General features: G+C 73.4%; 15 protein-coding genes and 1 pseudogene. 13 read left to right on the forward strand and 3 right to left on the reverse strand.

The features are described 5' to 3' along the window. The first annotated feature begins 51 nt into the window (after positions 1–51). Together CNX65_RS09560 and CNX65_RS09565 are read left to right on the forward strand one after the other, a co-directional pair. Positions 52–528: a nucleotidyltransferase domain-containing protein gene (locus CNX65_RS09560; RefSeq protein ID WP_232519770.1), complete on the forward strand. Its 477-nt coding sequence runs from the start codon at positions 52–54 to the stop codon at positions 526–528. Continuing rightward, the gene (locus CNX65_RS09565) at positions 525–896 is read left to right on the forward strand and encodes a hypothetical protein (RefSeq protein ID WP_177154641.1); all 372 of its coding nucleotides are present in this window, start codon (positions 525–527) and stop codon (positions 894–896) included. Before CNX65_RS09560 ends, CNX65_RS09565 begins: the two co-directional genes overlap by 4 nt. A gap of 104 nt (positions 897–1,000) precedes the next feature. Here CNX65_RS09565 and CNX65_RS09570 read toward each other — a convergent pair whose 3' ends face one another. Both CNX65_RS09570 and CNX65_RS09575 read right to left on the reverse strand, forming a co-directional pair. Continuing rightward, entirely contained in the window at positions 1,001–1,297 is a 297-nt protein-coding gene (locus tag CNX65_RS09570) for an HPF/RaiA family ribosome-associated protein (RefSeq protein WP_096492450.1), read from the reverse strand. Positions 1,298–1,517: 220 nt separating this feature from the next. Further along, entirely contained in the window at positions 1,518–2,504 is a 987-nt protein-coding gene (locus CNX65_RS09575) for an Acg family FMN-binding oxidoreductase (RefSeq protein WP_096492451.1), read from the reverse strand. Between the two features lie 180 nt (positions 2,505–2,684). Here CNX65_RS09575 and CNX65_RS09580 point away from each other — a divergent pair, with 180 nt between their 5' ends. The 8 genes and pseudogenes from CNX65_RS09580 (at position 2,685) to CNX65_RS09615 (ending at position 15,872) form a co-directional block, all read left to right on the forward strand. After that, positions 2,685–5,054 (forward strand): phosphoketolase family protein, encoded by a 2,370-nt coding sequence (locus CNX65_RS09580; protein ID WP_096492452.1) that lies wholly within the window; start codon positions 2,685–2,687, stop codon positions 5,052–5,054. After that, positions 5,054–6,127 (forward strand): acetate/propionate family kinase, encoded by a 1,074-nt coding sequence (locus tag CNX65_RS09585; protein WP_096492453.1) that lies wholly within the window; start codon positions 5,054–5,056, stop codon positions 6,125–6,127. Before CNX65_RS09580 ends, CNX65_RS09585 begins: the two co-directional genes overlap by 1 nt. Before the next feature lie 912 nt (positions 6,128–7,039). Then, positions 7,040–8,056 carry a serine/threonine-protein kinase gene (locus CNX65_RS09590; protein WP_157767564.1) on the forward strand — a complete coding sequence of 339 codons (1,017 nt, stop codon included), beginning with the start codon at positions 7,040–7,042 and terminating at the stop codon, positions 8,054–8,056. A gap of 367 nt (positions 8,057–8,423) precedes the next feature. Next, the gene (locus CNX65_RS09595; protein ID WP_096492455.1) at positions 8,424–8,948 is read left to right on the forward strand and encodes an ATP-binding protein; all 525 of its coding nucleotides are present in this window, start codon (positions 8,424–8,426) and stop codon (positions 8,946–8,948) included. 420 nt (positions 8,949–9,368) lie between these two features. Continuing rightward, positions 9,369–11,426 (forward strand): acyltransferase family protein, encoded by a 2,058-nt coding sequence (locus tag CNX65_RS09600; protein ID WP_096492456.1) that lies wholly within the window; start codon positions 9,369–9,371, stop codon positions 11,424–11,426. A 183-nt stretch (positions 11,427–11,609) separates the two neighbouring features. Next, positions 11,610–12,383: pseudogene (locus CNX65_RS09605) on the forward strand (dolichyl-phosphate beta-glucosyltransferase); the annotation flags it as partial. Between the two features lie 82 nt (positions 12,384–12,465). Then, the gene (locus CNX65_RS09610; RefSeq protein ID WP_096492458.1) at positions 12,466–14,523 is read left to right on the forward strand and encodes a glycosyltransferase family 39 protein; all 2,058 of its coding nucleotides are present in this window, start codon (positions 12,466–12,468) and stop codon (positions 14,521–14,523) included. A gap of 113 nt (positions 14,524–14,636) precedes the next feature. Then, the gene (locus CNX65_RS09615; RefSeq protein WP_096492459.1) at positions 14,637–15,872 is read left to right on the forward strand and encodes a hypothetical protein; all 1,236 of its coding nucleotides are present in this window, start codon (positions 14,637–14,639) and stop codon (positions 15,870–15,872) included. 15 nt (positions 15,873–15,887) lie between these two features. Here CNX65_RS09615 and CNX65_RS09620 read toward each other — a convergent pair whose 3' ends face one another. Beyond that, positions 15,888–16,967 carry a LacI family DNA-binding transcriptional regulator gene (locus tag CNX65_RS09620; RefSeq protein ID WP_096492460.1) on the reverse strand — a complete coding sequence of 360 codons (1,080 nt, stop codon included), beginning with the start codon at positions 16,965–16,967 and terminating at the stop codon, positions 15,888–15,890. Between the two features lie 209 nt (positions 16,968–17,176). Between CNX65_RS09620 and CNX65_RS09625 the strand changes: the two genes are divergently transcribed. Genes CNX65_RS09625 through CNX65_RS09635 form a run of 3 tightly spaced genes read left to right on the forward strand, consistent with a single transcriptional unit; the run spans position 17,177 to position 20,240 of the window. Then, entirely contained in the window at positions 17,177–18,496 is a 1,320-nt protein-coding gene (locus CNX65_RS09625) for an ABC transporter substrate-binding protein (protein ID WP_096492461.1), read from the forward strand. Then, positions 18,493–19,389 (forward strand): carbohydrate ABC transporter permease, encoded by an 897-nt coding sequence (locus CNX65_RS09630; RefSeq protein WP_096492462.1) that lies wholly within the window; start codon positions 18,493–18,495, stop codon positions 19,387–19,389. Before CNX65_RS09625 ends, CNX65_RS09630 begins: the two co-directional genes overlap by 4 nt. Further along, positions 19,386–20,240: a carbohydrate ABC transporter permease gene (locus tag CNX65_RS09635; RefSeq protein WP_096497702.1), complete on the forward strand. Its 855-nt coding sequence runs from the start codon at positions 19,386–19,388 to the stop codon at positions 20,238–20,240. Before CNX65_RS09630 ends, CNX65_RS09635 begins: the two co-directional genes overlap by 4 nt. The last annotated feature ends 1 nt before the right edge of the window (position 20,241 follow it).

A 20,241-nucleotide genomic window follows, 5' to 3' on the forward strand; every position in this document is an offset into this window, starting at 1 on the left:
AGGCCCCACCCGGTGCGGGTGGGGCCTTCGCCGTGCGAGGGTGTCGGGGTGGTGACGAGCACGCCCGAGGGGGCGGTGACCTGGGTGGCCGACGTGCTGGCCGTGCTGGACCTGGCGGAGGCTGCGGGCGCGCGGCTGTGGATCGACGGCGGGTGGGGCGTGGACGCGCTGCTCGGCGAGCGGACCCGGCGGCACGGGGACCTGGACGTGGTGGTGGAGGGGCGCGGGGTGCTGGGGCCCGCCGAGCGCGGGGTGGCCTACCCGGCGGAGTCGTTGCTGGGGCGCGGGGTGATCGGCGGGCGCGAGGTGGAGTGCGTGTCGGCGGAGTGGGCGGTGCGGTTCCACGACGAGTACACCGGGGACGCGGACGACCGGGCCGACGTGCGGGCGCTGTGCGCGCGGTTCGGCCCGGACGGCGAGGGGTGTGAGCCAAGAGCGAAGAGCGAACCTGGCGAGTCGCAGTGTGGGGCCGCAGTGCGCCATTTCGTGGTCTCGCACTGCTGCGCAGCGCGGGAGCAGTACCGGTGAGCCCGTGGACGCTGGACGGGCGCCCGGTGGTGGCCGACGAGGTCGGGGAGCTGCTGCGGGGGCGGATCGCGGCGGGTGCGCTGGAGACGTGGCTCGCCTCGGACGGCGGGCGGTCGCTGGCGGTGGTGGGCAACGGCGAGCGCGCGATGGTGCTGCTGCTGGAGCACGAGGGTGATCCGGGGGAGCACGCGGTCGACCCCGGCGCCGACCCGGACGACTGGAGCGACGGGTTCGAGCTGGCGAACGGCCAGAGCGACGAGTACCCGGACGTCGACACCGTGCCGGTCGACGAGGCGCTGCGGATCGTGGAGCACGTGGTGCGGCTGGGGAGCTGGCCGCCGGACGCGCAGTGGGTGGTGGACCGCTAGGGGCGGTCCCAGGGACAACACGAACCCGAAGTCCGCTGTGGACTCCGGGTTCGACTTTGTCCCGCTCCGCGCCTAAGACCGCGACACCGCTGTCCCGGACGCGCTCAGCCGTGCATCTTGACCAGTTGCGCCTTCAGCCTGTCCTGCAACAGGTCCACGACCTCGATGAACGTGTCCGCGCCCGCGTCCGCGTTCACCGCGTGCCCGTCCACGTGCAGCGTCCCGTGCGCCACCAGTCTGCGCGGGCCGTCGTAGGACAGCCGGACCATCGCGAACGGCACCTCGCCGGGGGCGTACTTGCCGAGGCAGCCGATCTTCACGCCCGCGTACTCCCGCGCCGCCTCGGGGACCCTGCGGGCCAGGCTCAGCTGCATGTTCACGATCTCGCGCGCTTTGCTCATACCACGATCATGCTCAGCGCGCGAACCACGACCCAGTGCCCAAGGTCCCCCACGGGCTAGGACCCTTACCGGGGACCGAATCCGCGCCACGTCGGCACCCCGCAGCAACCCCGCAGCACCCCCGCGAAGCCCCCCGAAAGCCCCCCGCGCGCACGAACGCGCCCCGGCCGGACAACCCGACCGGGACGCTCCACCACCCCCGCTCACCGCCGCTGAGCGCTCACCACTTCGCCAGCACCTCGTCCAGCGCCCGCCTCGGCGTCGGCGGCAGCGGGTCGGCGTCGAACGACGCCCAGCCCACGCGCAGCGCGATCTGCGGGAACACCGACCCGTCCAGCACCTCGTCCCGCACCCGCTGCCGCGCCTCCGCCACCTCCAGCGGCTGGCTCAGCGGGCACGCCACCAGCCCGGCCGCCGTCGCCTCCAGCAGCACCGCGCTCATCGCCTCACCGGCCTTGAGCCGCGACAACCGGTCGTCGGACGTGGTCCCCAGCACCAGCAGGGTCGCCCCGTCCTCCTCCCACGTCCCGTTCTCCGGGCACAGCAGCTCCCCGCTCGGGAACTCCCGCATCCCCACGTCCCCGTACCGGTGCTGCCCGAACGGCGCGTTCGCCGCGGGCACGCCCTCCGGCTCCACGTGCCCGCCGCTCCACCGCCGCAGCTCCGACCGGTACGCCGGGTCCGCCTCCTGCACGGCCGCCGCCCGCGCCACCGCCAGCGACAGCTCGAACCGCGCCCGCGTGCCCAGGACCTCCCGCGCCACAACGCCTTCCTCGACCGCGCGGTCCACCAACTGCGCCAGCACCGCCCTGGGCACCGCCCACGACGAGTACCGCCTGCGGTCCGTGCGCCGCCGCTGGATCGCCGCCGCCAGCGCGATCTCCTCCGCCTCCGGCTCCTGCCGGGACAGCTCGACCGACGCCAGGTGGTCCGGGTCGGAGGCGTTGGGCAGCCTGCGCACCACCGCGCGCATCCCCAGCGCCGCCAGCGCCACCCGCAGGTGGTGCAGCGCCGCCCCGCAGCTGAGCACCAGGTCCGCGCCGTCGGGGTCCGTCGCGGACAGGCAGCGCTGCGGGTCGGCGTACAGGTGCACGCTGCTGTCGCCCAGCCTCCACCGCCACGGCTGGGTGTTGTGCATCGAGGGCGCGCGGCAGGCCAGTGCCACCGCGGCCCGGATCGTCTCGTCGTCGGGCAGACCGCGGTCCATGCGGCTCACCTCCAGGTGTTCGTCGCCCACGACGTTGCCGGCAGTCCCAGGCCCCTTCTCAGGGCCACAAGTCCCTGTGCGACGGGGACCGCCGGACCTTCAACCGGCCGGGGTCGGCGCGCCAGGCTTGGGGTAGCCCCCCGTGGACATCGGACGGCAACCGCAGTCGAGGAGACCTGGATGTCAACGCAGACCGGGAGAACCGGAGCAGACCTCAAGCTGATCGATGCCTACTGGAGGGCGGCGAACTACCTGTCAGCGGGTCAGATCTACCTGCTGGACAACCCCTTGCTCAGCACGCCGCTGGAAGCGGCCAACATCAAGCCGAGGCTGCTCGGGCACTGGGGCACCACCCCCGGCCTGAACTTCGTCTACGCGCACCTGAACCGCGTCATCAAGCAGCGGGAAGCCGAAGTCCTCTTCATCACCGGCCCCGGCCACGGCGGTCCCGCGCTGCTGGCCAACACCTGGCTGGAGGGCACCTACAGCGAGACCTACGCCGAGGTGCCGCAGGACGCGCGCGGCATGGCGAAGCTGTTCCGGCAGTTCTCCTTCCCCGGCGGGGTTCCGAGCCACGTCGCGCCGGAGGTGCCAGGCTCCATCCACGAGGGCGGTGAGCTGGGCTACTCGCTGGCGCACGCGTTCGGCGCCGCCTTCGACAACCCCGACCTGGTCGTCGCCTGCGTCATCGGCGACGGCGAGGCCGAGACCGGCCCGCTCGCCGCGAGCTGGCACGCCAACAAGTTCCTGGACCCGGCGCAGGACGGCGCGGTGCTGCCGATCCTGCACCTCAACGGCTACAAGATCGCCAACCCGGCGCTGCTGGCCCGCATCCCGCACGAGGAGCTGGACAGCCTGCTGCGCGGCTACGGCTACGCCCCGGTCTACGTGGAGGGCCACGAGCCGGAGGCCATGCACGCCGCGATGGCCGAGGCGCTCGACGAGGTCTTCGACGCCATCGAGAAGATCCAGGCCAAGGCCCGCTCCGGCGAGGACACCACCCGCCCGGCGTGGCCGATGATCGTGCTGCGCAGCCCCAAGGGCTGGACCGGACCGTCCGAAGTGGACGGTGTCCAGGTCGAGGGCACCTGGCGCTCGCACCAGGTCCCGCTCTCCGGCGTGCGCGACAACCCCGAGCACCTGCGGATGCTGGAGCAGTGGCTGCGCTCCTACCGGCCCGAGGAGCTGTTCGACGCGAACGGCGCCCCAGTCCCCGAGCTCGGCGAGCTGGTCCCGCCCGGCCACCTGCGCATGGGCGCCACCCCGCACGCCAACGGCGGAACCCTGCTGCGCGACCTGCGGATGCCCGCCCTGAGCGAGCACGCCGTCGACGTGCCCGAGCACGGCGGCAGCACCTCCGAGCCCACCAGGGTCCTCGGGCAGCTGCTGCGCGACGTGGTCGAGCTCAACGACGCCCAGCGCAACTTCCGCCTGTTCGGCCCGGACGAGACCGCCTCCAACCGGCTCGACGCCGTCTACCAGGTCACCGGCAAGCAGTGGCAGGGCGAGACCCTGCCCGCGGACGACCACCTGGTGCGCGCAGGCCGCGTGGTGGAGGTGCTGTCCGAGCACCTGTGCCAGGGCTTCCTGGAGGGCTACCTGCTCACCGGGCGGCACGGCCTGTTCAACTGCTACGAGGCGTTCACGCACATCGTCGACTCGATGTTCAACCAGCACGCCAAGTGGCTGGGCACGCACCGCAAGCTCGGCTGGCGCCGCCCGATCGCGTCGCTGAACTACCTGCTCAGCTCGCACGTGTGGCGCCAGGACCACAACGGGTTCTCCCACCAGGACCCCGGTTTCATCGACCACGTCATGAACAAGAAGGCCGAGGTCGTCCGCGTCTACCTGCCGCCGGACACCAACACCCTCCTGTCGGTCGCGGACCACTGCCTGCGCAGCCGCGACTACGTGAACGTGGTGGTGGCGGGCAAGAACCAGACCCCGGACTGGCTCGGCCCGCAGGAGGCGGCGCTGCACTGCGCCAGGGGCCTGGGCATCTGGGAGTGGGCGAGCAACGACGACGGCGTGGAGGAGCCGGACGTGGTCATGGCCTGCGCCGGCGACGCCCCCACGGTCGAGGTGATGGCCGCGGTGTCCCTGCTGCGCGAGCACCTGCCGTCGCTGCGGGTCCGCGTGGTCAACGTGGTCGACCTGATGCGGTTGCAGCCGGAGAGCGAGCACCCGCACGGCCTGTCGGACCGCGAGTTCGACGCGATCTTCACCACCGACCGGCCCGTGCTGTTCGCCTACCACGGCTACCCGTGGCTGATCCACCGCCTGACCTACCGGCGCACCAACCACCACAACATCCACGTGCGCGGGTACAAGGAGGAGGGCACCACCACCACGCCGTTCGACATGCTGGTGCTCAACGACATGGACCGCTACCGGCTGGTCATGGACGTGATCGACCGGGTGCCGGGCCTCGGGCCGCGCACCGCCCGGCTGCGCCAGCTGATGACCGACCAGCGCACCCGGCACCACGGGTGGATCCGGGAGCACGGCGAGGACCTGCCCGAGGTGCGGGACTGGAGCTGGCGGTCCTGATGAACGTGCTGGTGGTCAACGCGGGCTCGTCCAGCCTGAAGCTGCGCGTCCTCGGCCCCGCCGACGAGGTGCTGGTCGAGCACGACGTGGAGCGCTGGGACGGGCGCGGGCACTTCGGCGACCTCCTCGACGGCGGTCCCGAGGTGCACGCGGTCGGCCACCGCGTCGTGCACGGCGGGTCCCGGTTCACCGGGCCCACCCTGATCGACGAGGGGGTGCGGGCGGGGCTGGCCGAGCTGGTCCCGCTCGCGCCCCTGCACCAGCCGCGCGCGCTCGACGGCGTGGACGCGGTGCGCGAGCTGCTGCCGGACGTGCCGCACGTGGCGTGCTTCGACACCGCGTTCCACGCCTCCCTGCCGGAGCACGCGGCCACCTACCCGCTGCCGCCCGAGTGGCGGGAGCGGTGGGGGCTGCGCAGGTACGGCTTCCACGGGCTCTCGCACGCCTACGCCGACCGGCGGGCGCGCGAGCTGGCCGGCGGCGGCGAGCGGGTCGTGGTGGCGCACCTGGGGTCCGGGTGCTCGCTGTCGGCGGTGCGCGGCGGGCGGTCGGTGGACACGACGATGGGGTTCACGCCGCTGGCCGGGCTCGTCATGGGCACGCGCAGCGGCGACGTCGACCCCGGCCTGCTGCTGTGGTTGCAGCGGCGGGGCGGGCTGAGCGCGGACGAGGTCGCGGACGGGCTGGAGCACCGCTCCGGGCTGGCCGGACTCAGCGGCGTCGGCGACGACCTGCGGGACGTGCGCGCGGCGGCGGCCGGTGGTTCGCCCGAGGCGCGGCTGGCGCTGGGGGTGTACGAGCACCGGCTGCGGCAGGGGATCGCCGCGATGGCCGCCTCGCTGGGCGGGCTCGACCTGCTGGTGTTCACCGGCGGGGCGGGGGAGAACGACGCGGCCCTGCGCGAGCGGGTCGCGGGAGGGCTGGGGTTCCTCGGCGTGCGGCTCGATCCGGGCCGGAACGCGGGGTGCGCCCCGGACGCGCGGATCAGCGGCGACGGGTCCGCGGTCGGCGTGTGGGTGCTGGCGGCGGGCGAGGACGTGGAGATCGCCGCGCAGACGCGCTCCGCGCTGTGACACCCCCGTCGCGGCGGCGCTCCGACACCAGCCGCCGCGACGGGGGCTCCCGCAGGGGGAGCCCGGCCGGGGTCCCCCCGCGGGAGGAACCGCACCGGGTGTCGGTGGGATCGGCGGAGGACGACGTGGGACGCAACGGCGCGGGACGCGGGACTGGTGGCGCGGGGCGGGGTGGCGCGATCGCGCACGACCACGCCGCGGAGAAGCGGTGGGGTCCGGGCTGCCGGGTACCCCGACCGGTTTCGGGCGGTGTGGGCGGACGGGCGCCGCGCTGACCGCCCGGTCGGGCGGGCAGGGCCGCCGGCGCGGGACCGCTGAGGAACGATCACCGAGGAACCAGCGCTGGAGAACGACCGCTGAAGAACGACCGCTGGAGAACGATCACTGAGGAACGATCACTGAGGCAAGACCGCCGGGGCAAGACCGCCGAAGCGGGATCGCTGGAGCAGGGCCGACCGCGCGGTCCGATCCGGGAACGGTCGGAGGAACCGGTCCGGACGACTCGCCGGACGACCCGGTCCCGGCGCGACAACCGAGCACGCACCCCTGGAGTCGGGCGGGCCGCCGAGCCCCGTCCGGCTCTCGCGCGTCCCGACCCGGTCCCGCGCGCACCGCCGCGCCCCGAAGCGTTCCGGGGTGGCCTGACCCGGCTCGCCTCCCCGTCCGGGCCGAGGTGAACCTCCAGCTCAGGGCTACCCGAGCCGTTCCACCGGAAACCCCGCGCACCGGATTCGCACCCCGCGCCCCCGCGGCGCCCGAAGGGCGTTCGCCCGCCCGGTGTCTCAACTCGGCACGGCGAGTTTGTCGACCTCGGACTGCGGGCACCTGACCCACAGCACGAGCGAGCGAGGGTGAGCGGCCCCGACCGGGTGAGACCGGCCGGAGACCGGCGCGAGTGGGAGGGTGCGGGTTGTGTCCCTGTCTCTGTCGACCAAGACCACGGGCAAGGTCGCGGTAGGGCCCGAGTGGTCCGCCGCGGACACCGGGGAGCTGGAAGCGGGCCAGCTGCTGGCCGGTCGCTACCGGCTCGACGGCCTGATCCGCACCGGCGGCACCGCCCAGGTGCACCGGGGGTGGGACACCCTGCTGCGGCGCGCGGTCGCGGTGAAGCTGGTCGCGCCCGGCGCGGGCCGGGCCGCCTACCGCAGGTTCGACAACGAGATGCACGTCCTCGCCGGGCTCAGCCACCCCAACGTGGTGTCCGTGTACGACGTCGGCGGTCGTGACCGGGACTCGTTCGTGGTGCTCCAGCTCGTGGACGGCCCCACGCTGCGCGACCACCTCGACCGGGGGGCGTTCAGCGAGGCCCAGACCCGGCTGCTCGGGGTGCTGCTGTCCGACGCGCTCGCCCACGTGCACGAGCACGGCGTGGCGCACCGCGACCTCACCCCCACCGGCGTCCTGTTCGACCACGCGGGGAAGCCGCACCTGGCCGACTTCGGCCTCGCCGGGCCAGGGGGCTCGCGCACCCGCCGCACCGACCGCCGCGTCGGCACCACCGCCTACCTCGCGCCCGAGCAGGTGCGCGGCGACGTGGTGGGGGAGCCCGCCGACGTGTACGCGCTCGGCCTGGTGCTGCTGGAGTGCCTGACCGGCCGCCCCGCGTTCACCGGCCGCACCGCGCTGTCCCGGCTGGGCCGCGCGCCGGAGATCCCGCTGTCCGCGCCGTCGGACCTGGCGCACCTGCTGTCCGCGATGACCGCCCGCCGCCCGAGGGACCGCCCCAGCGCCGCCGCGTGCGGGATGGCGCTGCGCGGTTTCGCCGCGCCCGTCCCGCCGCCCGCCGCCCCGTCCCGGCACCGGGTGCTCGTGGGCGCCGCGACCGCCGTCACCCTCGCCGCGATCGCCATGGCCGTCGGCCAGACCCCCGACCCGACCGTCGCCGCCCCGGCCGCCCCGACCGCGATCGAGGCGCCGCGCGGGCTGTGACCCCGGCGCCGTGATCCCGACGCTGTGACCCGCCGGTGCCGCGATCCCGACGCTGTGATCCGAGCACCGCGCCCCCGAGCACCGATTCCGAGCGCCGACCCCGAGCCGAGCGCCGGAGACCCGCCAGGCGCTGCGATCCGGAGCCGCTACCCCCCCGAAACCGGTGACCCGAGCGCCGCGTCCCCGGCTCCGCACCCCGAAGTCGTCCCCGAACCCGCGATCCCGAGGCGGTGCCCCCGAGACCTGTGACCTGGACCACTAGCCGATCCCCGTCCCCGCCGGTTTGGCACCCGTCCCCACCGGGTAATTGCTGACGCGCCTTGAAAAACCAGGGTGCCGCGTTGTGCTGTGCTGGGGGTGCCTAGGGATGAACACCACCGGGGTCGCGGACCTCCGGATCTCCGGGGGGCTGCTGCTCCCGCACCTCGTGCGGGAGCGGGTCGCCGCCGCCCTGCCCGGAGTCGAGCGGGACCGGCTGCTGGACCTGCTCATGGTGGTGAACGCCCTGGTGGAGAACGCGCTGGAGCACGCCGAGGGGCCGCGCGAGCTGCGCCTGTGCCGGTGGCCGGTGCGGGTGGAGGTCGACGACGCGAGCCCGCAGCTGCTGCCCGTGCTGGGCAGGCCGGGGCGCCGTCACCGGGGGTTGCTGCTGGTCAACCGGTTGGCGAGCCGCTGGGGGGTGCTGCCGTCCACCGGGGTGAAGACGGTGTGGGCGGAGGCGGGCTGGAGCCTGCCGCAACCGCCGCCCGCGCTCGCCCTCCCGCGGGGCGCCCGCCCGCAGGACACCCACCCGCCGGAGGGGCGGGGCCCGAACGGTTCCGGCCCGAACGAGTCGAGCCCGAACGGTCTCGACCCCCGCGACCTGAGCGCCGAGGGGCTCCACCTCGACTAGCCCCCCGACCGTTCGAGCGACCCCGGCTGCCCGGACCCGCTGGGACCGCTCCCGCGCCGCCGAGGTGTGCCGGGGCCGTGACCTGGTCGTTCCGGGTGGGAGAACCGACGCCCCCGCGGTCACGTCCCCGAAGCCCGACCTGCCCGACCCACCCGCCGAACGCGGCCCCCACGACCAGCCGGTCCGCCGCACCGCGTACCCCCGTGCTCACCCGTTCGGGCAGGTGGCGTCCCCGGAATCGCCCCCGGTGATTCCGGAATGATCGCCCGTTTGAGATACGGTCCAGGGGCTCCCAGACCCCGACCGCCGTCCACCGGGCACGGGCGGTCACGCGCCGGCGACCGGCGCGCGGGGCGAGAGGCGCAGACGGGCACACGGGATCTTCCGGGAAGTGCCGAATCCGAACGCACGGGGAGAGCGATGACGTCCACCGAGACGCGCCGGGGAGCCGCACCGCGCGGCGTCGAGCACCGGTCCAAACAGCGGGACGACATCCAGGGCCTGCGGGCGCTGGCGGTCGGCCTCGTGCTGGTCTACCACCTGCGGCCGACCTGGCTGCCCGGCGGTTTCGCCGGCGTCGACGTCTTCTTCGTCATCTCCGGCTACCTGATCATCGGCGCCTTGGTGAACGAGCTGCGCCGCAGCGGCCGGATCAGCCTCGTCTCCTTCTACGCCCGGCGCGCCCGGCGGCTGCTCCCGGCGGCCACCGTCGTGCTGCTCGGCGTCGCGCTGACGACCGTGCTGCTGCTCCCGGTGTCCCGGCACCCGGACGTGCTGCGCGAGGTCGTGGCCTCCGCGCTGAACGTGCAGAACTGGCAGCTCGCGATCTTCGCGGGCGACTACGCCAACGCCACCGCCGAGGCCTCCCCGGTCCAGCACTTCTGGTCGCTCAGCGTGGAGGAGCAGTTCTACCTGGTCATCCCGCTGGTCCTGATCCTCGCGGGGCTGCGCGGCGCCAGGCCCGGCCGGAACGCGTTCGTCGCCGTCCTGGCCATCACGGTCGCCTCGCTGGCGTTCTCGGTCCTCTACACCCCGCTCGACCACACCGCCGCCTACTTCATCACCCCCACCCGCATGTGGGAGCTGGGCATCGGCGGCCTGCTCGCGATCGGCCTCCCCCGGCTCGCGCTCTCCCGCGCCGCGCGCCTGGCGTCCGGCTGGCTCGGCCTGGCCGCCGTGCTGGCGGCGGCGTTCCTGTTCACCACCGCCATGCAGTTCCCCGGCTGGATCGCCCTGCTGCCCGTGCTCGGCACGGCCGCCCTCCTCGCGGCGGGCAGCGGCATGGGCGACGGGGGCGTGTCCGCGCTGCTGGCGCGGCAACCGCTGCGCTACCTCGGCGACATCTCGTACAGCCTGTACCTGTGGCACTGGCCGGTGCTGGTCTTCCTGATGGAGCACCTGGGCGTCACGCACCTTCCGTGGGAGTGGACGCTGGCCGCGGCTGCGGCGAGCGTGGCGCTGGCCGCCGCGTCGACCAGGCTGGTGGAGACCCCGATGCGGCACCTGTCGCCGCGCGCCGCCTACACCGCGGGCGCCGCCATGATCGCCGCGTCGGTGCTGGTCGCGGCCTACCCCTGGTACACCGCGCAGGCCCGGATCGACGACCTGAAGGCCAACGCGGTCCTCGGCGACGACCACCCCGGCGCGCTCGCCAGGGACCCGCAGTACCCGGTGGAGGTGCCCACCGCGTCCCTGGTGCCCGACCCGGTCGTCGCGGGCGACGACATCGCCGAGGCCTGGGACGACGACTGCGGCAAGGTCGCCGTGGACCGCGAGGACTGCTGGTACGGCCCGGCCGACGCGCCGAGGACCATGGTGCTGCTCGGCGACTCGCACATGACCCAGCTCTCCGGCGCGCTCATCGACCTCGCGGAGCGCTCGGGCCAGTGGCGGGTCAGGATGCTCGTGCACGACGCCTGCCCGTTCAACGCGGAACCGCTCAAGGTCGCCGCGCCCGACGGCAAGCAGCGGCAGAACACCGAGCCGTTCGCCAACTGCCCCGCCGACGACCGGGCCAAGCGCGAGTGGATCCTGCGGGAGAAGCCGGACATGGTGGTCACCGCCGCCATGACCCCCCAGGTCTACAAGGAGGACATGAACTGGGAGTGGCCCTCCTACGAGCGGGCCGTCGAGGGCTACCGCGAGCACCTGCGGCCGATGGCGGAGGCGGGCATCGCGGTCGTGGGCATCCGCGACACGCCCCGCAGTCGCCCCGACGTGCTGGCCTGCCTGATCGAGACGCCCGGCCAGTGCGACCGCCCGCGCTCCGAGGCGGTGACCCCGGACCCGGTCACCGAGGCCGTCGCGACCCTGCCCGGCGGCAAGGCGGTGGACCTGACGGACTGGTTCTGCGACGCCGACAAGTGCCCGGCCGTGGTGGGGAACGTGGTCGTCTACCGGGACAACCACATCACCGACAGCTACGCGAGCACCCTGGTCAAGCCGCTGGGTGACGCGCTCGGCATCGAGCGCCGCTAGCGGGCGCCGAGATCACCTGACGAGCGCCCCGCCGCCCGGAACGACCGGGAGGCGGGGCGCTCGTCGCGTTCGAGGTGGACCCGGCGCGGGGTGAGCGCCGTCACACCCCTCGGGCGGGCGCGCACAGCCGGTCCACAGGTGGCGCACACGGTCCGTCCAGGCAGCGGCCCGAGAGTTGTCGCCATGACGACGAACGCGACGGAGCCGGTGGACCTCGGCGGCGGCACCCCGGTGCTGGACGTGGTGGTCCCGGTCCACGACGAGGAGACCGCGCTGGAGCCCAGCGTGCGCAGGCTGCACTCCTACCTCAGCGCGACCCTGCCCTTCGCGTTCCGGATCACCGTCGCCGACAACGCCAGCACCGACCGCACCCCCGAGATCGCCGCCCGGCTGGGGCGCGAGCTGGACGGCGTGCGGGTGCTTCGGCTGGCGGAGAAGGGCCGGGGCCGCGCGCTCAAGACCGCCTGGCTGGGCTCCGAGGCCGCCGTGGTCGCCTACACGGACGTGGACCTGTCCACCGACCTGGCCGCGCTGCCCGCCCTGATCGCCCCGCTGGTGTCCGGGCACTCCGACGTCGCCATCGGCAGCAGGCTCGCGCGGGGCGCCCGCGTGGTGCGCGGCCCCAAGCGCGAGTTCATCTCCCGCGCCTACAACGTCATCCTCAAGCTGGCCCTGCGCGCCCGGTTCACCGACGCGCAGTGCGGCTTCAAGGCGGTGCGCTCGGACGTCGCCGCCCGGCTGCTGCCGCTGGTGCAGGACACCGGCTGGTTCTTCGACACCGAACTGCTCGTGCTGGCCCAGCGGGCCGGGCTGCGCACCCACGAGGTCGCCGTCGACTGGGTGGACGACCCCGACTCGTCGGTGGACATCGTCGCCACCGCCGTGGCCGACCTCAAGGGCGTCGCGCGGCTGTGGCGCACCCGCCTCGCGCTCCCGGCCGACCTGCGGCGGGCCCCGGCCCGCGACCTGGTCCGCGTCGCCTGACCCCAACCGCTCCTCGCACCACCTCCCCAGACCACACCGCACAGGAGAGCCGACCATGACCGCCCTGCTCACCGAACCACCGGCCAGCCCGGCCGCCGAGCCGCCCGCGCGGGGCCGCCTGGCCAGGCTGGTGCTCGGACCGGCCGACGCGCCCCGGTACGCGCGGCCCGCGCTCCTGGTGCTGCTCGCCGCCACCGCCGCGCTGTACCTGTGGGACCTGACCGCCTCCGGCTACGGCAACAGCTTCTACGCCGCCGCCGTGCAGGCCGGGACGCAGGACTGGAAGGCGTGGCTGTTCGGCTCGCTGGACTCCGGCAACGCGATCACCGTCGACAAGCCGCCCGCGGCGCTGTGGCTGACCACCGCGTTCGCCAGGGTGTTCGGGTTCTCCAGCTTCACCGTGCTCGCGCCGCAGGCCCTGATGGGCGTGGCGGCGGTGGCGCTGACCCACGCGACGGTCAAGCGCACCAGCGGGCACCTCGCCGGGCTGCTGGCGGGCGCGGCGCTGGCCGTGACGCCGGTCGCGGTGCTGATGTTCCGGTTCAACAACCCGGACGCGCTGCTCGTGCTGCTCATGGTCGCGGGCGCCTACTGCCTGGTGCGGGCGCTGGAGCGGGCGAGCCTGAAGTGGGTGCTGCTGGCCGGGTCCGCGATCGGGTTCGCGTTCCTGACGAAGATGCTGCAGGGCTTCCTGGTGCTGCCCGCGTTCGCCCTGGTGTACCTGGTGGCCGCGCCGACCACGCTGGGCAGGCGCATCGCGCACCTGTTCGCGGCGCTCGGGTCGGTCGTGGTGTCGGCCGGGTGGTTCATCGCGCTGGTGGACCTGTGGCCGACCGACTCGCGGCCGTACATCGGCGGGTCGACGGACAACACGCTGCTGGAGCTGGCGCTGGGGTACAACGGGCTCGGCCGCATCCTCGGCGGGCAGGGCAACGGCGGCGGTGGCGGCGGCATGGGCGGCGGGAACACCGGGTTCGGCGGGGAGACCGGGATCTTCCGGATGTTCGGCGCCGCGTTCGGCGGGGAGATCTCCTGGCTGCTGCCCGCCGCGCTGGTCGCGCTGGTCGCCGGCCTGTGGTTCACCCGCCGCGCGCCCCGCACCGACCGGACGCGCGCCGCGCTGCTGCTGTGGGGCGGGTGGCTGATCGTCACGGCGGTCGTGTTCAGCTTCATGAGCGGCACCGTGCACCCGTACTACTCGGTGGCGCTGGCCCCCGCGATCGCGGCGCTGGTCGCCATCGGCGGGCGGGAGCTGTGGCGGGCCAGGAGGTTCCCGGTGGCGCGGGCGTTCCTGGCGGCGGTGGTCGGGGTCACGGCGGTGTGGGACCACGTGCTGCTGGCCAGGTCCTCGGACTACGCGCCGGTGATCCGGTACGCGGTGCTGGTGGTGGGGTTCGTGGTGGTGCTGGCGGTGCTGCTGGACCCGAGGCGGGTGGCGAAGGGCGCGGTCGCGCTGGCGACGGCGGCGGTGCTGGTGGTCGGTGCGGGCGGCGGCGCGTGGGCGGTCAGCACGGCCGGTCAGGCGCACACCGGGTCGATCCCGTCGTCCGGGCCCGCCGGCAGCTCGATGGGCTTCGGCGGTGGGGGCGGTGGCGGTGGCCGGATGCCCGGTGGTGACGGGCAGGCGCAGGACGGGCAGGCGCAGGACGGGCAGGCGCAGGACGGCACTGGTGACGGCACGGGGCAGCGCGACCAGGCGGGCGTCGGCGAGGCGCAGGACCGGGACGGCGACGCGGGCCAGGGCGGCGGGATGCGCGGCGGTCCCGGTGGCGGGTCGAGCAGCGAGGTGGTCGAGCTGCTGAAGAGCACCGCCACGAAGTGGGCCGCGGCCACCACCGGTTCGCAGTCGGCGGCCGAGCTGGAGCTGTCCACCGGCAAGGCGGTCATCGCGATCGGCGGCTGGAGCGGCTCGGACAACGCCCCGACGCTGGAGCAGTTCCAGCGGGCCGTGGCGAACGGCGAGATCGCGTACTACATCAGCGGTGGCGGGATGGGCGGCGGCATGGGCGGTCGCGGCGGCTCGGACTCGTCGACCTCCCAGATCGCCACGTGGGTCCAGGAGAACTACACCGCGCAGACGGTGGGAGGGAGCACGCTCTACGACCTGAGGTGAGCACGGGAACACCGATCCCACGGTGAACCGGGGGCGGACCGACCGCGGTCCGCCCCCGGTCCTGCGTTGAACTGCCCATGGCCCGGCGGGCCCGGCGGGCGGGAAAATGCCTGATGACGCACTCGATCCCCCACCCGACCGGCGTGGTGCCGCCGCTGGCCCGGCTCGTCATGAAGTCCGGATCGCTGGAGAACCTCCTCCCCGCGCGCGTGGCCGACTGGGACGGCCTCGCGGGCGTTCTGCGCGACGCGTTCCCGCCCGAACCGGGCGTCGACCACATCTCCCTGCACACCTCCTACCACGCGCACGGCATGGTGGGGGAGACGATCAGCAGCGGGTACGACCTCTCGCTGAACCAGCCGGTCTCCGCGCTCCTGCGCGACGTGATGGTCGCCAACGGCCAGTGGGACTACCTGGCGGCGCAGCCCTGGTACGTCGACGGCACGCACGTCGTCGCCATCGACGTGAACTACTACCCGCACCGCCAGGGGCAGAACGCGCGCCCCAGCTTCCACAAGGACACGGCGGGCAGCAACGCCTTCGTCACCCTGCTGTTCGACAACACCAGGAAGATCCCGGCGACCGAGTGGTTCGTGGACGTGGGCAAGCCCGGCCTGCAACGGCGGCGCGCGCAGCAGGACCTGCTCCCGAGGGCGTTCCTGGCGGACCTCGACAGGGCCCGCGCGCACCTGCGGGCGACGCTGGACGCGAACGAGCCGGTCAGCGGAGGCCTGACCGAGGGCACGCGCTCCTACGTCTCCTGGGTCGACGACCTCGTCTGGCACGCCACGCCCAGCGCCCTGCGCAGGCACGAGATCACCGCCGAGCACGCGCGGCGGATCTACGGCCCCCTGGCGGACGAGCTGCGCGAGCACGGAGAGCTGCCCGCGTACTACGAGGACAGCGTCCTCGGGGAGTGGATCTCCGTGGTCGAGCTGCTGGGGTCCGTCGCCGAGTGCGGGAACACCGAGCTGCGGAGGTTCCTGGGGCGGGCGCTCGGCCCCCAGGACGTCGACCTCGTCCTGGCCAGGCAAGCCTGGGACGAGCTCTACACGGGCGAGCAGGGCGGGCGGCGGTACCAGGCGGACGTCGAGGAGCGGGGCAAGACCCCGTGGCGCCTGACCGGCAGGGCCGCGATCGCGGGCGCGTACGACCCCAACGCGCCCGGCAGCTCGACCACCACGGAGACCCCGGCGGGCCTGTCGTCCCGGCCGCGGCGCAACAGCGACACCAACACCCTGCTCGACGTCCTGCTGCACCAGTACGGCACGCGCTCCTTCCTCCGCTCCTGGGTGCGCGTCGTCCCCGTGCACAGCGACGAGGTCCGAGCCCTGGGCGAACACCTCTGACCGGCGGCGGGCGGTCTACCCGGCCGCCCGCCCTGTGCCCGCCCGCCCTGTGTCCACCCGCCCTGTGTCCACCCGCCCCAGCGTGCTCTCCCGCGCCACCAACCGGTGCGCCGCCCGCACCTCCACCCCCGCGACCTCCTCCGTCCCCCGCCCCAACCCGATCCGCATCAGCAGCCGCTCCACCGCCGTCACCGCGATCGCCTCCTTGTCCGGCGACACCGTGCTGATCGTCGGGTTCGAGTACCGGCCCTCCTCGATGTCGTCGTACCCGATCAGCGCCACGTCCTCCGGCACCCGCACCCCGCGCTCCAGCGCCGCGTGCAGCGCCCCCAGCGCCACCAGGTCGCTGTAGCAGAACACCGCGTCCGGCGGGTCCGAGCGGTTCAGCAGGCGGCGCATCGCGCCCGCCCCGTCGGCCCGGTTGAACCTCGGCGTGCCGATCACCAGGGCCTCGTCCACCTCCAGCCCGGCGTCCAGGTGGGCCTGGCGGAACCCGGTGGTGCGCAGCTGCGCGGCCTCCCCGGTCGGGTAGGGCTGGTCGCCTATCGCGGCGATCCGCCTGCGCCCCAACGAGATCAGGTGCGCGGTCGCCTCGCGCGAGGCCGCCACGTCGTCGATGCCCACGTGGTCGAACGAGCCCGCCGCCGACCGCTCGCCCAGCACCACCAGCGGCAGCGTCGGGTCGGCGTCGGCCAGGTCGCGCTGCGCGAGGCCGAGCGGGCTGAAGATCAGGCCGTCGAACGCGAAGCCCCGCGCCCGCCTGCGGATCAGCTCGCGCTCGTGCTCCGGGTCGCCGTCGGTCTGGTCGATCAGCACGTTGTAGCCGCCCGCGCGCGCCCTCGGGATGATGCCCTGCAGCAGCTCGGAGAAGTACGGGGTGTCCAGGTACGGCACGACCACCGCGATCTGCCCCGACCGCCCGCGCGCCAGGTTCCGCGCCACCACGTTCGGCCGGTAGTCCAGCTCCGCGATCGCCTCCTCCACCTTCGCGCGGGTGGCCTCGGTGACCGGCGCGTAGCCGTTCACCACGTTCGACACGGTCCTCGGCGACACCCCGGCGAGCCGGGCGACGTCGCGCAGGGTGGCCTCGCGCATCTCGCTCCTCGTGATCGCAACCGGTGGCCGAGTGTGCTCCGAGCCCCCGCTCGGCGACAACCCCGGCCACGGGACTGCGCACGTCCGTAGCGGCTTCATTTCGTCCGTGTGACGTCTTGCAGCGCGGCAGAGCGGCCACCATAGTGCTTTGCAGCGCAGCAAGACGTACCTCCTGCACACCGCCGCCCTGGTGACAGAAAGGCGCTGCCATGCGCGGAAGCCCGTTCAAGACCGCATCGCTGCTCGCCGCCGCCCTCCTCGCCGCAACAGCCGTCACGGCCTGCGGGAGCGATGAGGGCGGACCGGGCCCGGACGGCAAGATCCACGTCTCCGTGTGGGCGTGGTACCCGGAGTTCAAGGGCGTCGTGGACGCCTTCAACGCCTCGCACGACGACATCCAGGTGGACTGGACCAACGTGGGCACGGGGCCCGACCAGTACGCCAAGCTCAAGACCGCGTTCACGGCGGGCAAGGGCGCGCCGGACGTCGCGCAGGTCGAGTTCCAGCAGATCCCGACGTTCGTCATCCTCGACGCGCTCGCGGACATGGGCGAGCACGGGGCCAACGAGGACGAGGGGCTGTACGCGGAGTGGGCGTGGAGCCAGGCCACGGACGGGGACAGGGTCTACGCCATCCCGGTCGACGGCGGGCCGATGGCGCTGATGTACCGCAAGGACCTGTTCGAGCAGAACGGCATCCCGGTGCCGAGGACGTGGGACGAGTACCGGAGCGCGGCGGAGCGGATCAAGGAGGTCGACCCGAACGGGCACATCGCGAGCTTCGGCAGTGACGGCGGGTGGATCAACGGGTTGATGTGGCAGGCGGGGTGCAGGCCGTACGGGTACTCGCGGGCCAAGGCCCGCGACGAGGTGCGGATCAGCCTGACCAGCCCGGAGTGCGTGAAGGTGGTGGAGTTCCACGGCGACCTGGTGTCGCGCGGGTTGATGGCGAAGGACCCGTTCTTCACGGCTGACGCGACCGCGGCGCTGGACTCGGGTAAGTACTGGACGTGGGCCGCGGCGGGGTGGACGCCGGGGTACGTGGCCGGGTCGCTCAAGAACACGGCCGGGAAGTGGGCGGTGGCGCCGATGCCGCAGTGGGACCCCGGTGCGGACGAGCAGGGGGACTGGGGCGGGTCGACGTTCGCGGTCACCAAGCAGGCGCGCGACGCGGAGGCCGCGACGACGGTGGCGCGGGAGCTGTTCGGGAAGTCCGAGGCCGCCTGGGACATCGGGTTGAACAAGGCGTTCCTGTACCCGCTGGTGAAGGACGTCGCGGCGAGCGCGGAGTTCACCGGGAAGGCGTACGACTTCTTCGCGGGGCAGAAGGTGAACGAGATCTTCGTGCCGGTGTCGGACAAGCTGGGGGAGTTCCAGTACACGCCGTTCCAGGACTTCGTGTTCGGTGACCTGAACGACCGGAGCGCGGAGGCGATGGCCGGGACCCGGCCGTGGAGCGAAGTTCTTCCGGAGACGGAGAAGAACGTCGTCGCGTACGCGGAGAAGCAGGGCTTCCGGGTGACGCGGTGAGCGGCGTGCCGCGGGGCCGCCGGTGGAGCACCGCGCACCCGGTGGCGGGGATGCTGTTCGTGCTGCCGTTCTTCGTGGTGGTGCTGGTCTTCCTGGTGGCGCCGCTCGCCTACGCCTTCTGGCTGAGCCTGTCGACGCGGAGCCTGGCGGCGGGGACGCGGTTCAGCGGGCTGGACAACTACGTGCGGGCGTTCACCGATCCGGTGCTGCTCGACGGCGCGCTGCGGGTGGTCGGGTTCGGGGCGGTGCAGATCCCGGTGATGCTGGGGCTGGCGCTGTCCGGGGCGCTGCTGCTGGACGCGGTGGGCGGGCGGGTGGCCAGGGCGTTCCGGCTGGTGGCGTTCATGCCCTACGCGGTGCCCGCGGTGGTGGGGGCGCTGATGTGGGGGTTCCTGTACAGCAGGACGTTCGGGCCGTTCGCGGACCTGCCCGCGGTGGTGGGGGGCGAGCCGCTGGACTTCTTCGGGCCGGGGTTGCTGCTGGTCTCGCTGGGCAACATCGTCACCTGGGCGTGGACCGGGTACAACATGATCGTTCTGTACTCGGCGCTGCAAGGGTTGCCGCGCGAGGTGTGCGAGGCGGCGGTGGTGGACGGGGCGTCGCCGGTGCAGGTGGCGCTGCGCGTGAAGGTCCCGGCCATCCGGGGGGCGATCGCGCTGGCCGGGGTGTTCACGGTGATCGGCACGATGCAGTTCTTCACCGAGCCGTACGTGATGGCGAGGTTCGCGCCCCAGGTGTCGGGGGGGTACACGCCCAACCTGTACGCGTACAACCAGGCGTTCGCGTACTCGGACTTCCACTACTCGGCGGCGATCTCGTTCGTGCTGGGGTTCGCGGTGTTCGTGGTGTCCTACGGGGCGGTGCTGGTCAACCGGTGGAGGGCGCGGGCGTGAGGCGGAACTCTGCGGTCGTGCCGGACCTGGTGCCGAAACTGCTGATGGGCGCGGGGGTGCTGTACTTCCTGGTGCCCCTGCTGTGGGTCGTCGTCGCGGCCACCAAGAGCCAGGCCGATCTGCTGTCCAGCCCGGCCCTGTGGTTCGCGGACTTCAACCTGTTCGACAACGTGGGCAAGCTCTTCCGCGAAGACGGTGGCGCGTACGGGAGGTGGTTGCTGAACACGGCGGTCTACTCGGGCGCCAGCGCGGTCGGCGCCACGGCCCTGGCCGCGCTGGCGGGGTACGGGCTGGCCCGGTTCTCGTTCCCCGGCAAGAAGTTCTTCGAGACCGCGTTGCTGGGCATGGTCATGGTGCCCGCGACCGCGCTGGTGCTGCCCACTTACCTGATCCTGTCCGAGGTGGAGCTGGTGAACACCGGGTGGGCGGTGGTCCTGCCGTCCCTGCTGCACCCGTTCGGCGCTTACCTGATGCGGGTGTACATCGCGCAGAGCGTGCCGGAGGAGCTGATCGACGCGGCACGGGTGGACCGCGCTGGCGAGGCGCTGATCTTCTGGCGGGTGGTGCTGCCGGTGGTCCGGCCCGCGCTGGTGACGGTGTTCCTGTTCACGCTGGTGGCCACGTGGAACAACTACTTCCTGCCGCTGGTCATGCTGAGCGACAGCGACCTGTACCCGCTCACCGTGGGGCTCACCACCTGGTTCAACACCGCGCAGCAGGAAGCGGGGACCAGGGTGCTGTTCAACCTCGTCATCACCGGGGCGCTGATCGCGATCGTCCCGCTCATCACCGCTTTCGTGCTGCTGCAGAGGTTCTGGCGCAGTGGTGCGAGCGCCGGCGCGCTGAAGTAGG

The organism is Actinosynnema pretiosum (genome assembly GCF_002354875.1).
Lineage (GTDB): Bacteria > Actinomycetota > Actinomycetes > Mycobacteriales > Pseudonocardiaceae > Actinosynnema > Actinosynnema auranticum.

What these genes read in the sequence shown, in the direction of transcription:
- CNX65_RS09580 (WP_096492452.1), top strand. Translation starts at nt 2,685, where the DNA reads ATGTCAACGCAGACCGGGAGAACCGGAGCAGACCTCAAGCTGATCGAT.
- CNX65_RS09620 (WP_096492460.1), bottom strand. Translation starts at nt 16,967, where the DNA reads ATGCGCGAGGCCACCCTGCGCGACGTCGCCCGGCTCGCCGGGGTGTCG.
- CNX65_RS09575 (WP_096492451.1), bottom strand. Translation starts at nt 2,504, where the DNA reads ATGGACCGCGGTCTGCCCGACGACGAGACGATCCGGGCCGCGGTGGCA.
- CNX65_RS09615 (WP_096492459.1), top strand. Translation starts at nt 14,637, where the DNA reads ATGACGCACTCGATCCCCCACCCGACCGGCGTGGTGCCGCCGCTGGCC.
- CNX65_RS09595 (WP_096492455.1), top strand. Translation starts at nt 8,424, where the DNA reads ATGAACACCACCGGGGTCGCGGACCTCCGGATCTCCGGGGGGCTGCTG.
- CNX65_RS09610 (WP_096492458.1), top strand. Translation starts at nt 12,466, where the DNA reads ATGACCGCCCTGCTCACCGAACCACCGGCCAGCCCGGCCGCCGAGCCG.
- CNX65_RS09585 (WP_096492453.1), top strand. Translation starts at nt 5,054, where the DNA reads ATGAACGTGCTGGTGGTCAACGCGGGCTCGTCCAGCCTGAAGCTGCGC.
- CNX65_RS09600 (WP_096492456.1), top strand. Translation starts at nt 9,369, where the DNA reads ATGACGTCCACCGAGACGCGCCGGGGAGCCGCACCGCGCGGCGTCGAG.
- CNX65_RS09625 (WP_096492461.1), top strand. Translation starts at nt 17,177, where the DNA reads ATGCGCGGAAGCCCGTTCAAGACCGCATCGCTGCTCGCCGCCGCCCTC.
- CNX65_RS09570 (WP_096492450.1), bottom strand. Translation starts at nt 1,297, where the DNA reads ATGAGCAAAGCGCGCGAGATCGTGAACATGCAGCTGAGCCTGGCCCGC.